Below are 15,791 nucleotides of genomic sequence, written 5' to 3' on the forward strand. Positions count from 1 at the left end.
AAAACCTATTGCTTTTAGTTAAAAATATTATAAAATGTATGATATACAAATTAGTATTTTTTATAGTTGTACAATATACAAAAAGAGAGGGAAATGACTAGTTGAAAAAAATATTGTGTTTCATGATTGTCGTTGTATTTGTTTTAGCTGGATGTGGAACTAGTGGCCAAGAAAGTGAAAAAGAAGAAAAGTCTAATGAAAAATCATCAAGTAAAGCTCAAGCCACAAGTAAAATGAAAACATTTAAAATTGGACAAATTATTGATGCAGATGGTGTAGATGTAAAAGTAACTAAGATTGAATATGTCAATGATTTTGACGAATATAGTGCGCCAGAAAATGGTAAGGCACTAAAGGTGCATTTAAAATTTAAAAATAATAATGAAGATCAAGTTTTAATGGACTCAACTGATTTTACTATGAAAGTAGATAATGAAAATTATGAACAATGGTTTGGAACTGATGATATTCATGATGGTTTTTCACACCAACTAAATAAAGGGAATACGGGTTCAGGTTATATTACTTACGATGTTCCAGATAGTGAACAGTATACTTTAGAGATGGAAGCAAGTCCTAAATTTGATAATGTTAAAGCAAAATGGCAGATTAAAAAATCCGATATTAAAAATGAAGAGAATTCTGACAGTAACCAAACTAATGTATCAAATGAGCAATCCACTAATGATGATTCAGTAAACGAAGACGTTGAAGAATCGGAAGAAGAAGCTTCTGTTGAAGAAGAATCTAGTGATGAAATTACCTTTACTGCTGAAGAATATAATGACTTAGTAGATGAATATAATAGTCTAACAGATGGCGAAAAAATGGACCATGTAAACCGTGATGTTATAGAGATTGAATATACACAATTGGAAGACAGAATTTCAGCTTTGTATGATGAACAAGCAGAAGAAGATGAAAAAGAATACGAAGAGGAAATGAAGCAGCTGGAGGAAGAGGAAAAGGCTGAGGAAGAACGAATGGAAGCTGAAGACAAGGCATTTGAAGAAGAAATGAAACGTGAAGAAGCGGAATATGAGGCTGAAATGGAAAAAATTGATAAAGAGTTAGAAGAGGATTTAAGCGAAGAATAAATAAAATCAAAATGAGGTGTTGTAATGAGCGAATTTAAAGTTAATAAAGCAACAGGACGAGTTGCAGAAACGACATTAGGTATTATTGGAAGTATATTTGGTATTTTTGGTGGTATTTTTGCTATGCTACTCAGTAGTATCGGAACTGCTTTTGAAGCTGAAGATAGTGGCTCTATAATGGGTTTAGGCGTAGCAGTTATCATTACATGTTTTATTACATTAATCCTTAGTTGTATTATAAACAAAAATCGTGTGGTTATGGGAGTACTACTTGTTATTGGCGGTATTCTAAACTTTGTTTTTATTAGTATGTTTGGTATTTTGTCAGGTATCTTAATATTAGTAGCAGGTATTCTGGCGTTGATTAGAAAATAACAAAACGCAAACTTAGTTATCTTTTAAAAGATTTGATTTATATTCCCCAGTAATATTAAGAAAATCAGACTGGAACAAAAAGATTGTTCCAGTCTGATTTTTTATTTATTAAGTGTATGCAAATTACTACATAACACTATTCATGCAAAGCACAATATAGTAACATGAAAATAAATATTACAATACAACTTTATTGAAAGTTTAATAATTTAGAAAGGGGTTTTAAAAGATGATAAGTCGTACTGGGGAACGTATCTTAGCGTGGATTGGTGTTGGCATACAGCTACTGGGAGTCTTGATGTGGGGCGGTATATTGCTATTCATGGGTTCAGCTGGTTTTGAAGAAGAATTACGTGCAGATCCATCCCTTACTCCAAGTGAAGCAAGTGAATCTGCCACTATCTTTTTAGTCATCATGGGTGTAGGTTTGGCAATTGGTTTGATTGTTTTAATTGGAACAATTATTGGTTCCATTAAAATTGGTAAAAGTAATAAATTAGCTGGAATTTTGTTACTCGTTTTTGGTATTATCTCGTTAATTCTTAACTGGATTAGTGCGATTCTGTGGATTATTGCTGGTATTATGCTATTGGTTAGAAAGCCGGAACCCAAAACATTTGGTAATGATTTAAGATCTGAACGCACGGGTGACAGCTATAATGATAGTTCAACTGAGCATAATGAGCGTGAACATCAATCAATGAAAAGTTTAGATGAGGTAGAGCAACGTAAGAGTGACGATCCATATAAATATTAAGCACAAAAGAGCGTGGATGATGGAACCTTTTAAATCATATTAGATTTCGGATTCACTCCTAGTTTATTGTGCACGCTTTCTGTTGGCACTGCCTTAGCCTGTAGTCTGCGACTAGTGCTTTTCCCGCAGGAGTCGGCACAAAGCACTGCTATTTAATAAAATTCACGAATAAATATAAATAAACCTTAGGTGTACAATCACCTAAGGTTATTTATGTTTTGGTTTCTTATTATTAATCAAAAGTTATAGACTCGGATACATATAAAGCAATACGTATATTAAGTGAGTTCATTGGCTCTTCAATTTCAGACCCGATAATATTAGTACATTTGTTGATTCGATATTTTACCGTATTACGATGAATGTAGATTTTTTCAGCTGTTTTGGTAATGTCACACTGGTTATCCATATATACTTTCAATGTCTGTTTAAGTTCAGAATCCTTTTTAGTTTTTGGTTGATACAATTTTCCTAAAATATGTTTAGTGAATGGTAAAAGTTTTTCCTGTGGAATCATTTGTAATAATTCATTGATATTTTTAGATTGATAAAATGTAATAAACGATTTTTGACCTTCCTGCACCGAACTTTCATAAGCTTCATTAGCTTCAAAGAACGAAGAAGCTAGTTGCGTGAATTCAATTACTTCATTACCAATACCAAAGGATAGGGTGCCATCAAAGTAAGTGTTATATTTTTGTTGAATGTGTTGCAAATCATCCATATAATGATCATTTTTATTTTGTAATAATATCGCAAAGCGATTACTACTGAGTAATTTATAAACACTAATGGCAGGATCTAGCAATGCAAATTCATTTTTTAGCCAGTAATAAGTAAGTTGATGACGTTCATTCAAATAATGACTGTTTTGTAGCGTATCTTGGGCATCCAGATCACCGATAATAATTTGATAATAATCTGAGTGGTAAATATAATATTGCTTTAATAACTCTGAATGTTTTTTAATTGATAGTGTTTGATCACCTTGATTGTTAACCAATGATTCGAAAAAGCGATTAATATCATTTTGTGCAGCTTCATCAATTTTAATATTTTTATAAATTGCAAATCCTAGGACGCTAACGACTTGTTCGATCGTCAGTAAACTGAAAGGATATGATAATTTATTCACTTCTGACACCATTAGATAGTATGGAAAATAAGTATAGCTAAGCACTTTGAAAATAACATGATTTTCACTTTCAAAAGTTTGTTTGTCTTTTTCATAACGTTCTGCTTCTTGATGATGGTTTTGGAAATACGCAATGTGCTCATCGGCTAATGCTTTATTTTGTTGATAATGATGACTTTGTGCTTCTGGTTTTTTAAATGGATCAAATAAAATAATCGGTACACCTAATAATTTACTCATGCGTTCAATCATTGTAGAAACACTAAAACCTTTCATAATGAGTTGATTGAGCTCTTGTTGAATATTTAAAGCGTAATTTAATTTGCCCGTTTCAGAGTCGGACACGTAAGCAGATATATGATGTGTGATATCTCCTAAATTCCAATTTTCAGGTATTTCTATCAAAGGGAACTCTAAACTATTCGCATAATCGATTACATCTTGGTCAATTTGATGTAAAAAGCGTGATATTTTGATACCTAGTCCAGCCGTACGTATATCGTGTAAGTCTTTGATTAATTGTTTTAAACCTTCTTGGCTTTCTTGAAACAGTACGCCTGTTGTAAGAATAAAGGTATGTGCTGATGTAAAATTTTTAATATCATCGTTCTCTGTAATATCCAACGTTGTTACTTCTGAAGATAAGTCGCCTTTATGATTAATTAACTTAAGCCCTTCAAACTGTGGGACTGTTAAAATTTCTTCTAATGTAGTCATTACTAGCCCTCCCTGTTAACTTGTGTAATTTTAACAATAAATTAGCGCAAACGCATGTAATTGTCAGTATAAGAATTCCACTTAAATCTAAAGTTGTATGTTATAACAGCGATTTAACGTAGAAATATTTTACGAATATAATTTGTGACTTTGTCTAATAAAACCTCTCTATTAGTTATATACTTTAATGTTGCAATATTCCACTATTAATTTTAATCATGAAATAATTTATATACCATATTTGTGAGAACTGATAAAAAATCATGCTATATAAAATGAATTTTACACCTGTTTTGTTCGAAATACATAATTTTCTTTGAAAGAAATGTCAAAGCGGACAAAGAAAAACGCTTACAATCGTAATAAACTAATAGATAAAGATTATATAGTCAATAGCTTGCTAAAGCAAAGGAGATATAGCTAATGGAAAGACAGGGGAACCAAGAGCGCTACGATAAAGCGTTTTTCGAACGTCGTGGCTACAACAAGGATATTATGCCGAAAATGGCTGATCAAAGAAATAACTCTGCTTTTAACTTCTTCACGTTATGGATGGGAGCAGTACATAATATACCTAACTATACCGCTGTTGGAGGGTTCTTATTAATTGGACTATCACCACTTCAGGTGATGTTTGCTTTAATATTCAGTTCATTTATTATTGCATTATTACTCGTGGTTAATGGCTATGCTGGTTCAAAATATGGCATACCATTTGCGATGCAATTACGTGAAACATACGGCGAGTATGGTGCGAAATTACCAGGTATTTTACGTGGTGTTATTGCTGGTATCGGCTGGTTTGGTTTACAAACTTTTGCTGGGTCACAAGCACTACTTATTTTGTTAAATAAAATGATTCCGGGATTTAGTGATATTGGTAACGGTGCACAAATTCTCGGTATTTCAATTCCAGGATTAATTGCTTTCTTGATTTTTTGGGCGATTAGTTTTGTAATCGGTTTCGGCGGTGGAGATATTTTAAATAAATTCACTGCAGTATTAAACCCATTAATATATATCGTCTTTGGCGGTATGGCAATATGGGGCTTTATGGTAGCTGGCGGTTGGAACAATATTATGGACTATGATATTGCGACTAAAGAAACAGGCATTATTTATCCAGCTATTTTATCGTTCTTCCTAATTTTTAACTCATTATTGGGTGTTTGGGCAGGACCAGGTTCAAGTGTTGCTGATTTCACACAAAATGCGAAATCGACTAAAGCACAAGTCGTTGGGCAAATTTCAGGTATTGTAGTCGCACATATTTTATTTGCCGTAGCGAGTGTGTTTATTATTATAGGTGGTTCGATTTATTTAGGACACCAAGAATGGAATATCCTAGTTATTATTAATGAATGGGATAACTTCTGGGCAATTTTGATTTCAACGGGTGCACTATTAATGACAACTATTTCTACCAATGCGACAAGTAATATTATTCCAGCTGCTTATCAATTGAGTGCACTAATGCCAAAATTGGTGAATTACAAGCGCGGAGTAATAATTGCTTCTGTGGCAAGTGTGTTGATAATGCCATGGAAGTTAATGGAAGAAGAAGATAGTATCTTCCTATTCTTGAATGCAATCGGAGCGATACTAGGACCAGTTGCTGGTGTGATGATTGTCCATTTCTTTATCGTCAAACGTTGCCAGATCGATATCGATGCGTTGTATTTTGACCTTTATGATAAAAACATAAAAATAAAGCGTTTTAATATTTCAGCATATATTGCAACGATTGTCGGTGTAGCAATTTCACTGCTTGGTTTCTTACCTGGCTTTACAGTGATTTCAGATTTCTCATGGTTTATTGGATTTATCATCGCTAGCATTGTGTATATTGTATTGCATTTTGCATTAAAGAATTTTCCTAAAAATAAAAAAGGAGTGAAGTATCATGAAGTATGATTTATTAATTAAAAACGGTGTAGTCATTTTAGAAGATGGTGCTCAAAACGTTGAAGTTGGTGTGAAAGACGGAAAAATAGCAGCCATCGGACAAGATTTAGGCGAAGCTACTCAAATTATAGATGCTGAAAATCAAATTGTTTCTCCAGGTATGGTTGACGCGCATGTGCATATTACTGAACCAGGTGGAGGTTATCGTGATGGCTGGGAAGGCTATGATACTGGTACACGTGCAGCTGCAAAAGGAGGCGTAACTTCATTTGTAGAAATGCCTTTAAACCAAGTTCCAGCTACAACAGATAAAGCGTCAATTGATGAAAAATTTGATGCAGGTAAAGATGAATTATCTGTGGACGTTGCAAGTTATGGCGGTTTAGTACCATATAACTTAAACGGTGGTATCCAAGAATTAGATGAAGCGGGTGTTGTTGCATATAAAGCCTTCTTAGCTACTTGTGGAGACCGTTCAATCGAAGGTGATTTTGAAAACGTTGATGATTATTCATTATACGAAGGTATGAAACAAATTGCGAAAACAGGCAAAATTTTATCTATTCACTCTGAAAATGCTACAATTACAGATCGTTTAGGTGAAATTGCTAAAGCAAGTGGTGAAACTTCATTGAGTGCTTATGTAGATAGCCGTCCAGTATTTACTGAAGTAGAACCTATCCGTAAAATTATTTTATTTGCTAAAGAAACTGGTTGTCGTGTACATATCGTACATGTTGCTTGTGAAGAAGGCGTAGATGAAATTGTCAAAGCACAACAAGAAGGTGTCGATATTACATGTGAAACATGTACACACTACTTATACTTCTACAAAGAAGAATTAGATGCCATTGGTCCAGTTGTTAAATGTTCTCCACCAATTCGTGAACAATCACGCTTAGAAGGTATGTGGGAACGCGTATTTAATGGGGACATTGGCTTTGTAACATCAGACCACTCTCCATGTACGCCTGATTTAAAAGATACAACAAATGCTTTCGAAGCATGGGGCGGTATTGCAGGATTACAAAACAACGTAGATGTATTATTTGATGAAGGTGTGCAAAAACGAAATATGTCATTAGAAAAATTTGCAGACATTATTGCTACTGCACCAGCGAAACGCTTCGGTTTAACTGACAAAGGTAGTATTGCTCTAGGTAAAGATGCTGACTTCGTATTTATTAAACAAAATGACGCTTATACATTACAAGCTGAAGATTTAGCTTATCGTAATAAAATGAGTCCTTATATTGGCCGTGAAATTGGTGCGCAAGTAACAAGAACAATTTTAAGAGGACAAGAAATTTATAGCAAAGAGAATGGCATTTCAGATAACAAAATTGGTCGCTTTATTTAGGATCTAAGATAAAGTAAAAAAGCTTTCTATGAGTTACATCATAGAAAGCTTTTTTGTCTGTTTATAATAAGTTGAATTAGAACTACTGTTCCATAGTTAAGTGAGCACTGTGTCTGCTTGTGCTAAGTCAATCGTGGTTGCGATTAAAACATCAATCCCTTTAGCAATTTGTTCTGTAGTGACAGATTCATCTGGTGAGTGACTAATACCTGCCTTACATAGAATGAAGAGCATGCTAGTAGGGCAAATATCAACAAAATTCATCGCATCATGCCCAGCACCGCTATACATATAACGATAACTATATCGTAATGTTTCACAATGTTTTTCGGAAATAGCACCAATAGTGCTGTTAAAGGTACCTGGTTGATCCTGACCTAAATCATTAAGGTCATAAGTGATATTACGATTATCACAGATGGCAGTAATTTGTTGTTGGATTTTAGTTACTACTTTTTCACGTATAGCTACTTCTTTCCCTCGTATATCAATAAGCAATGATACTTCACCAGGTATAGCATTCATAGAATTAGGATAGACATTAGCATAACCGACAGTTGTGACGATGCCTTGATTGTGATACATGTTGCCAATGGCTTCGATTTGTAAAATGATTTCTGCCGCAGCTGTTAATGCGTCTGAACGCATCGGCATAGGAGTGGAACCAGAATGGCTTGTGACACCATGAAGCGTAAGTTTGAAACGATGTGGTGCTGCTACATGAGTGACGATGCCGATATCTTTCTCTTTGTTTTCTAAAATGGGTCCTTGTTCAATATGCAATTCTAAAAAGGCTTTAATGTTATTACGTTCAAATAATGCAGCTTTACCGTGCATATCTTGAGCAAGTGGTTGAACGATATCATATAGAATATTACCGTCATTGTCTTGGATATCTTTCATATCATCCCTTGTCATTTTACCGGTTAAATATTTACTGCCTAAAGTAGCTTCATTAAAACGAGTAGATTCTTCACAAGCAAATGCAATAATAACAATAGGATGATCTGTTTCGATTTGATGCTGGTTGAGATGCTCTACCATTTCTAGTGCAGCGATAACTCCAAGTAGTCCGTCATACTGACCACCGTCTGTCACGGTGTCAATGTGAGAGCCAACAATGACTGGTTGTAATTCAGGGTAACGCCCTTCGCGTCGTGCAATAACATTACCAAAGAAATCAAAATAGACATCAAGTCCAGCTTTTTGACATAGCATCGAAAACTTTAAAGCAGCAAGACGTTCTTGATGTGTAAATGCTAAACGATTAATCCCTCCATTTACGGGATTACGGCCGAAATCATTAAATCCTTTAAAGTTTGCCATGACATTTTGTATATCCATGACACATCACCTCTTTGTTTAATTAGTTAAAGTAGCTAAAAAATCCAAACATTCTTGATAAATTGCAATATTGTAATCATTCACAGTGCGATCGAAATCATGCTCATCTAATGCTAATCGTTTAACTTGTGTTACTGGGATATGCTGCGCGAGATAATCACTTTCACTTATTGGTACATCAGGATCACCAGAACAATGCACAATAAATGTTGGTGGCAATTGTTGCAATTGCTTTGGTGCTAAATTATAGGCACTATCTGTAGAGGTTTGAATTCCTAAATAGTTAAGCCATTGAGCTGCACCACGTGCATGTAGATAAATAGGATAACGTGCTTGCATAGGTCCAGTTACTAAATGTGAATCTTGTATTAGTTGCTGCAACATATCAGCTGACACTTGAGTTGATAGTGTTTGATAGGTTGGATGTGGTCTTAAGAAACTAGGTACATGGACTCGACTGTAACCATAAAAGTCCATTATACCAGCGACTTGACGTTGACTTGCAACTTGTAATGCAAGGTAGGCACCAGCAGAGCGCCCAAAAAGTATTAGAGGTAATTCAGGATACAGTTGTGCTACAAAGTCTAGACCAGCAAGCGCATCAGCAATAATCGTATCGATATTACTTTCTGGTGCTAAGCGATAAGACAACATAACGAGATGATAGTCAGTTGTAATTAGGTCTTGATAAGCTTGGGGTAAATCATTGGGTTGTCCAAAGATTAATCCGCCACCGTGGTAATAGACGACGACACCTTTAGCTTGTGAGCCTGTTGCTTCTATGATAGTGATAGGTAATTCAAAGTTATCTTTTGTAGTGATATATTGATGATACACAACAAGTCCTCCTAAATAGATTTTGTTAAATTTATTATCTCAAATTAAATTTTCTAAGTATTTGTGTAATTCGAATAAAACTAGGATCTATTATTGTTAATTATGTGAATGATAACTAAAATGTAAACGCTTATAATAGAATATGCAATAGAAAGGGAGTTGAATTTGATGGATATCAAATCCTATTTTGAAGCTTTAGATAAAAAATTTACTGCATTTGGTGGTTTAGAAGGCGGCGGAATTACACGTCTCCTATATTCAACTGAATGGTCAAATGCTGTACAAGCATTAAAAGAAACATTAGAGCAAGACGGATTCGAAGCAGAATTCGATAGTATTGGGAACTTAAAAGGGAAATTGGTTGGAAGTAAGTACCCTGAAGAAACAATCATGTCAGGTTCTCATATTGATACTGTAGTAGAAGGTGGACATCTTGATGGGCAATATGGCGTTCTTGCTGCATTGACAGCAATGCAAGCGTTGAAAGCAGAGTATGGTCAACCGTTACGTTCATTAGAGCTTTTAGCACTTGCAGAAGAAGAGGGTAGCAGATTCCCATACGCTTTTTGGGGAAGTAAAAACTTTTTCAACTTAGCTAATAATGCTGACGTCGAAACAATTAAAGATGGTAATGACGTCGGTTTTGTAGATGCAATGCGTCAATGTGGTTTTGATTTCCGTTCAACAGACAACATCTACGACCATATTAAAGCATTTGTTGAGGTGCACATTGAACAAGGTAAAGTGCTTGAAACAGAAGAAAAATCTATCGGTGTAGTTAATGGCATCGTAGGTCAAAAGCGTTATACGGTGAACTTAAAAGGTGAGGCTAATCATGCTGGAACTACGCCTATGGGGTTACGTAATGATGCTGTCGTAGCATTTAGTAAAATTGCTAGCCAACTCACAGACAGAGTAAGAGAAATTGGCGATCCATTAGTACTAACATTTGGACGTGTAGACCCAGTACCGAATACTGTTAACGTTGTCCCTGGTGAAGTTACATTCTCGATTGATTGTCGTCATATCGACCAAGATGCATTAAATGCATTTGCAGAAGAAATAGAAAAATGTATTAGCGATGTTGCACAACAAGAAGGCGTCAACTTTGACATCGACTTATGGATGGACGAAGCACCAACACTTATGGATGATAAGTTAGTGCAAACAATCGGTGATGCTGCAACACATGTTGTAGGCGAAACAGACTATAAAACAATGCCTTCAGGTGCAGGTCACGATTCACAAATCTTTGCCAAATATGTACCAACAGCTATGATGTTTGTGCCATCGATTAATGGTATCAGTCATAATGTTGAAGAAGAGACACGTATTGAAGATTTAATCAAAGGTGTAGAAGTGTTAAAACACGTTTTATATAAACTGGCTTACGAAGAATAATTAGTTAGCGCATGAGTTTGAGCTACTAATACACAAATTTTTAATGCAACAATAATAAATAATTAGATAAAGGAGCATTATATTTATGGGTTACTTAAATCATAATCAAGGATATAGAGAAGGATTATTAGAAACACGTTCAGTTATTAAAAAGGACAACTATGCTGTTATTACGCCAGATGGCTTAGTTAATAATGTTGTTCCAGGTTTTGAAGACTGTGATGTAACAATTTTAGGTACGCCTAGATTAGGTGCACGTTTCGTAGATTACATCGTTACATTAAAAAACCAAGGTGGTAACACTCAAGGATTTGGTGGCGATGGTGTTCAAACATTTATTTATGTTGAATATGGAAATATTAACGCGTATGCAGATGATACAAAATACGAATTATCTGCAGGTGGCTATTTATATGTGCCAGCACATCAAGTAATGACATTTGAAAACAATAACCAAAATGAAGATAGCCGTGTATTCTTATACAAAAAACGTTACCAACCTCTTGAAGGTTATACACCAGAAGTTGTTTCAGGTAACGTGAATGAAATGACACAAGAACCATATGAAGGTATGGCAGAGGTACGTATTTTAGACTTATTACCAAAAGAGTTGGCATATGATATGAACATTCATATTTTAACATTTGAGCCAGGAGCTTCACATGGCTATATTGAAACTCACGTACAAGAACATGGTGCTTACGTATTGAGCGGTCGTGGCATGTACAATTTAGATAACGAATGGCAACCAGTAGATAAAGGCGACTATATCTTTATGGGAGCTTATGCACCACAAGCAACTTATGCTGTAGGTCTTGATGAACCATTTGCGTATATCTACTCAAAAGATGCTAATAGAGATATCGAAATTTAAGGAAGGTTGTTAAGCATGAGTGAAGAAGCATTAGTATATGTCGAACGTAATGAACTACGCGAGTTATTTAAGACCAAATTAGTCAATGCGGGTCTACCTAATTATTTAGCTGATAAGACTGCTGACTTAATGATTTTTGCTGATGAGCGAGGTATTCATTCACACGGCTCGGTCCGCACGCAATATTATGCTGAATGTATTGCTAAAAAAGGGCTGAACCTTGATCCACAATTTAACTTCGAGCAAACAGGTCCTTCAACAGGTACGTACTTTGGCGATAATACTGTCGGTCATTATGTAGCATATGAAGCGATGGAAAAAGCAATTACCCTTGCAGAAGACAGTGGTATTGGCATGGTAGGTGTGAAAGAAATTGGCCACAGTGGTGCCATTGGTTACTTTGCAGAACAAGCAGCAAAACGTGGTATGGTCGCGTTAACTGTATGTCAATCAGACCCAATGGTCGTACCATTTGGTGGTACAGAACCGTATTTTGGTACTAACCCAATTGCATTTGCCGCACCTCGTGAAAATGGTGAACCTATCTTATTTGATATGGCAACAACAGTGCAAGCGTGGGGCAAAATCTTAGACGCACGTTCTAAAAATAAATCAATCCCAGACACTTGGGCTGTAGACAAAAATGGAGAGCCTACAACGGATCCATTTGAAGTTGGTGCATTATTGCCAGTGGCAGGACCTAAAGGCTATGGATTAATGATGATGATTGATATTCTATCCGGCAGCCTTCTAGGTTTACCATTTGGTAAGCACGTAACTTCTATGTATGAAGATTTATCTGAGTATAGAAGATTAGGACAATTCCATATTGTTATCAACCCGGCATTCTTTGGTGATAAAGACCAATTTTTAAAACAAGTTTCAGAAATGGTAGAAGAATTACATGCGATTAAACCGGCTAAAGGTTTTGACCAAGTATACTACCCAGGTGAAATACAAGAAGAAGTGAAAGCACAGTATAAAGAGAGTGGCATTCCAGTAGCTCAAAGTATATATGACTATTTACAGTCAGATGATATTTATTAATAGTGCAGAGTAAAGACTCGAAACTACATATAAATTGCATCTAGTACCATGCATAACACTTCTGATGATTTAGCATTTGACAACACTTATTGAGTACAACTAAGGAGGAATGGATATGCGTGTAACAAAACAACAATTATTTGATTTAATGAAAAACAAACTAGTCAAAGCTGGTTTAAATGAAGATGCTGCTGCAGATGTGTCAGATGTTTTAACTTTTGCTGATCATCGCGGTATTCATTCACACGGTGCTGTGAGAGTTGAATATTACTCTGAACGTATCGCCAAAGGTGGTATTACAGCACATCCGAATTACCACTTTGAACAAACAGGTCCATCTACTGCCGTTTTTGAAGGCGATAATGGCCCGGGTCATCAAGCGGCAAAACAAGCAATGGAAAAAGCAATTGCAATGGCTAAAGAAAATGGTGTTGCTGTTGTTGGTGTTAAAAACATCTCACATAGTGGAGCTTTAGGCTATTTTGTAGAAATGGCAGCCGCAGAAAATATGGTTGGTTTAAGTATGTGTCAATCAGACCCAATGGTCGTACCATTTGGAGGTACTGAACCATACTTTGGTACTAACCCAATTGCATTTAGTGCACCGACAAATGACGATCGTATCGTTACTTTTGATATGGCAACAACAGTGCAAGCATGGGGCAAAGTGTTAGACGCTCGTGCGAAACATTTAGCGATTCCTGATACATGGGCTGTTAATGCAAACGGTGAGCCTACAACAGATTCAAGAGATGTCCATGCATTAGTACCAGTTGCTGGTCCTAAAGGTTACGGTTTAATGATGATGGTAGACATTTTATCAGGTAGTTTGTTAGGTGTACCACACGGTGTTCACGTTTCTTCTATGTATAAAGATTTAACTAAAGGTCGTGATTTAGGTCAGTTACACATAGTAATCAATCCTGCATATTTCACTGATTTGACTCAATTCAAAAAACAAATGACTACAATGCTAGATGAACTTAAAGCACAACCAGCGGCAGAAGGTTACGGAGAAATTTTCTACCCAGGAGAACGCGGACGTTTACGTAGTGAAAAGTATGATAAAGAAGGCATCGAAATTGTAGATGATATTTATGATTATCTGATTTCTGAGGATGTACACTACGATCGTTATCATGGAAAAAATAGATTTACAGAATAATATTGGAGGAACAATATGTTACACACAATAATTAAAGAAAATACGTACCAAGATTCAATTGTTTTAATGTTGTTATCTAACAAATTATCTTCAATTGAAGGTATCAATCAAGTATCTATTATGATGGGAACACCAGCAAATAAAGATATTTTCAAATCATCTGGTTTAGGTACAGATGAAATGGCTGCAGCTAAACCAAACGACATCATTATCGTTGTTGATACTGAAGATGCGGCTAAAGTTGATGAGGTCAATGAACAAGTAGATGCTGAATTAAAAGGTAAAGCAGAAAGTGCAGATAGTGGTCAAAAGCAAGACGAAGTATCTAACTGGAAACGTGCTTTAGAAGTTGCGAAAAACCCTAACTTGGCATTGATATCTATACCTGGTCAATACGCAGCAATGGAAGCGGAAAATGCTTTAAACAATAATTTAAATGTATTTATGTTTAGTGACAATGTAGCTAAAGACGATGAAGTTCGTTTAAAACAATTAGCGAATGACAAAGGTTTAGTAGTTATGGGTCCAGACTGTGGTACAGGTATTATTCACGGTATACCTTTAGCATTCACAAACATTGTGAATGAAGGCAATATTGGTGTTGTAGGAGCTTCAGGTACAGGTATTCAAGAAGTAACAACAATTATCGACCGTATGGATAAAGGTGTTACAAACGCTCTAGGTACTGGAGGTAGAGACTTATCTACTGAGGTTGGTGCTATTACGATGCTAGATAGTATTAAAGCATTAAATCATGACCCTAAAGTTAAAGTTATTACAGTTATTTCTAAGCCACCAGCTAAAGAAGTGGAAGAAAAAGTGTTAAATGTTTTAAGAAATATTGATAAACCAGTAGTGACATTATTCCTAGGTGCTAAACCAACATATACTGAAGAAAATATTTATCACGCATATACATTAGATGAAGCAGCACAAGTATCTGTACAATTAGCTAACGATGAAACACCAAGCTTTAAACCATCAGTATTAGATAATATTTCTTTAACTTTATCTGCACAACAAGATGGCATTAAAGGCTACTATTCAGGTGGAACATTAGCATCTGAAGCAGCAATGTTAGTTAAAGATACGTTAGGAGACGCTTCTGAAGGTGAAACACCAGAAGGTTATTCTTATAAAGGTGGTAATCATGAAATTATCGACTTAGGTGATGACATGTACACTCAAGGTAAGCCACACCCTATGATTGATCCTTCTAAGCGTATCGAAATGTTAGAAACTTCATCTGACGATCCTGCAACTGCAGTAATTATGTTGGATAATGTAATAGGTTATGGCAGTCATGATGATATGGCTAGTCAATTAGCACCTACAATCAAGAGTGTGCTTGCAAAAGTTCAAGAAGCAGGAAGATCACTTGCGATTTTAGCCACAGTTGTTGGTACAGAGCATGATAAACAAGGTTACCAAGACCAAATTGATATCTTAAAAGAAGCAGGCGCTGTTGTTTGTGCAACAAACGATGAAATGGTGCGTACTGCATTACACTTAATCGGTAAAGATGTAGCACAACCACAACGTGAACTACGTTCATTTGAAGCACAGTCAGTAGACTTAACTGTGGATGAAAAAGTTATGAACTTAATTAATACGAAACCAAGTGTTATCAATATTGGATTACAAAGTTTCACAGAAGCGATTCAAGCTAGTGACGCAGAAGTAGTGCAATTTAACTGGCGTCCAATTGCCGGTGGAGACGAAAAATTAATGAAAGTACTACAGTTTTTAAATAACTATGAAGGGGAGACAGTTTAAC

13 protein-coding genes are annotated in these 15,791 nt (G+C 35.6%); 10 read left to right on the forward strand and 3 right to left on the reverse strand.

Annotated features, from left to right (window positions below; translation table 11 throughout):
* Positions 1–101 precede the first annotated feature (101 nt).
* The 3 genes from KA845_RS07490 (at position 102) to KA845_RS07500 (ending at position 2,229) form a co-directional block, all read left to right on the forward strand.
* Positions 102–1,097: a DUF4352 domain-containing protein gene (locus KA845_RS07490; protein ID WP_210127903.1), complete on the forward strand. Its 996-nt coding sequence runs from the start codon at positions 102–104 to the stop codon at positions 1,095–1,097.
* A 24-nt stretch (positions 1,098–1,121) separates the two neighbouring features.
* Positions 1,122–1,472 (forward strand): DUF4064 domain-containing protein, encoded by a 351-nt coding sequence (locus tag KA845_RS07495; RefSeq protein WP_002510715.1) that lies wholly within the window; start codon positions 1,122–1,124, stop codon positions 1,470–1,472.
* A gap of 229 nt (positions 1,473–1,701) precedes the next feature.
* Positions 1,702–2,229, forward strand: a complete 528-nt coding sequence (locus KA845_RS07500; protein WP_103388268.1) for a DUF4064 domain-containing protein — start codon at positions 1,702–1,704, stop codon at positions 2,227–2,229.
* 232 nt (positions 2,230–2,461) lie between these two features.
* Here KA845_RS07500 and KA845_RS07505 read toward each other — a convergent pair whose 3' ends face one another.
* Positions 2,462–4,081, reverse strand: a complete 1,620-nt coding sequence (locus KA845_RS07505; protein ID WP_103388267.1) for a PucR family transcriptional regulator — start codon at positions 4,079–4,081, stop codon at positions 2,462–2,464.
* A gap of 423 nt (positions 4,082–4,504) precedes the next feature.
* Between KA845_RS07505 and allW the strand changes: the two genes are divergently transcribed.
* On the forward strand, positions 4,505–5,995 hold the full coding sequence (allW, locus tag KA845_RS07510; RefSeq protein ID WP_210127905.1) for an allantoin permease: 1,491 nt from the start codon (positions 4,505–4,507) through the stop codon (positions 5,993–5,995).
* A complete protein-coding gene (gene allB / locus KA845_RS07515; RefSeq protein ID WP_103388266.1) occupies positions 5,985–7,346 on the forward strand; it encodes an allantoinase AllB in 1,362 nt (453 codons plus the stop codon). The genes allW and allB overlap by 11 nt, the downstream gene beginning before the upstream one ends.
* A gap of 96 nt (positions 7,347–7,442) precedes the next feature.
* Here allB and KA845_RS07520 read toward each other — a convergent pair whose 3' ends face one another.
* A complete protein-coding gene (locus tag KA845_RS07520) occupies positions 7,443–8,690 on the reverse strand; it encodes a Zn-dependent hydrolase (RefSeq protein ID WP_210127907.1) in 1,248 nt (415 codons plus the stop codon).
* Positions 8,691–8,708: 18 nt separating this feature from the next.
* Positions 8,709–9,527, reverse strand: coding sequence for an alpha/beta hydrolase fold domain-containing protein (locus tag KA845_RS07525; protein WP_210127909.1), 819 nt, complete (start codon positions 9,525–9,527; stop codon positions 8,709–8,711).
* A 168-nt stretch (positions 9,528–9,695) separates the two neighbouring features.
* On the opposite strand from KA845_RS07525, the gene allC reads away from it, so the two are divergent.
* The 5 genes from allC (at position 9,696) to fdrA (ending at position 15,790) form a co-directional block, all read left to right on the forward strand.
* The gene (allC, locus tag KA845_RS07530) at positions 9,696–10,928 is read left to right on the forward strand and encodes an allantoate deiminase (RefSeq protein WP_002510708.1); all 1,233 of its coding nucleotides are present in this window, start codon (positions 9,696–9,698) and stop codon (positions 10,926–10,928) included.
* A gap of 85 nt (positions 10,929–11,013) precedes the next feature.
* Positions 11,014–11,802 (forward strand): (S)-ureidoglycine aminohydrolase, encoded by a 789-nt coding sequence (gene allE / locus KA845_RS07535; RefSeq protein ID WP_002510707.1) that lies wholly within the window; start codon positions 11,014–11,016, stop codon positions 11,800–11,802.
* A 15-nt stretch (positions 11,803–11,817) separates the two neighbouring features.
* Positions 11,818–12,849, forward strand: a complete 1,032-nt coding sequence (gene allD / locus KA845_RS07540) for an ureidoglycolate dehydrogenase (protein WP_210127911.1) — start codon at positions 11,818–11,820, stop codon at positions 12,847–12,849.
* 115 nt (positions 12,850–12,964) lie between these two features.
* Positions 12,965–14,014, forward strand: a complete 1,050-nt coding sequence (allD, locus tag KA845_RS07545; protein WP_103388265.1) for an ureidoglycolate dehydrogenase — start codon at positions 12,965–12,967, stop codon at positions 14,012–14,014.
* Between the two features lie 15 nt (positions 14,015–14,029).
* On the forward strand, positions 14,030–15,790 hold the full coding sequence (fdrA, locus tag KA845_RS07550; RefSeq protein WP_002510704.1) for an acyl-CoA synthetase FdrA: 1,761 nt from the start codon (positions 14,030–14,032) through the stop codon (positions 15,788–15,790).
* The last annotated feature ends 1 nt before the right edge of the window (position 15,791 follow it).

Source organism: Staphylococcus sp. GDX8P114P-2 (genome assembly GCF_017892945.1).
GTDB classification, from domain to species: domain Bacteria; phylum Bacillota; class Bacilli; order Staphylococcales; family Staphylococcaceae; genus Staphylococcus; species Staphylococcus arlettae.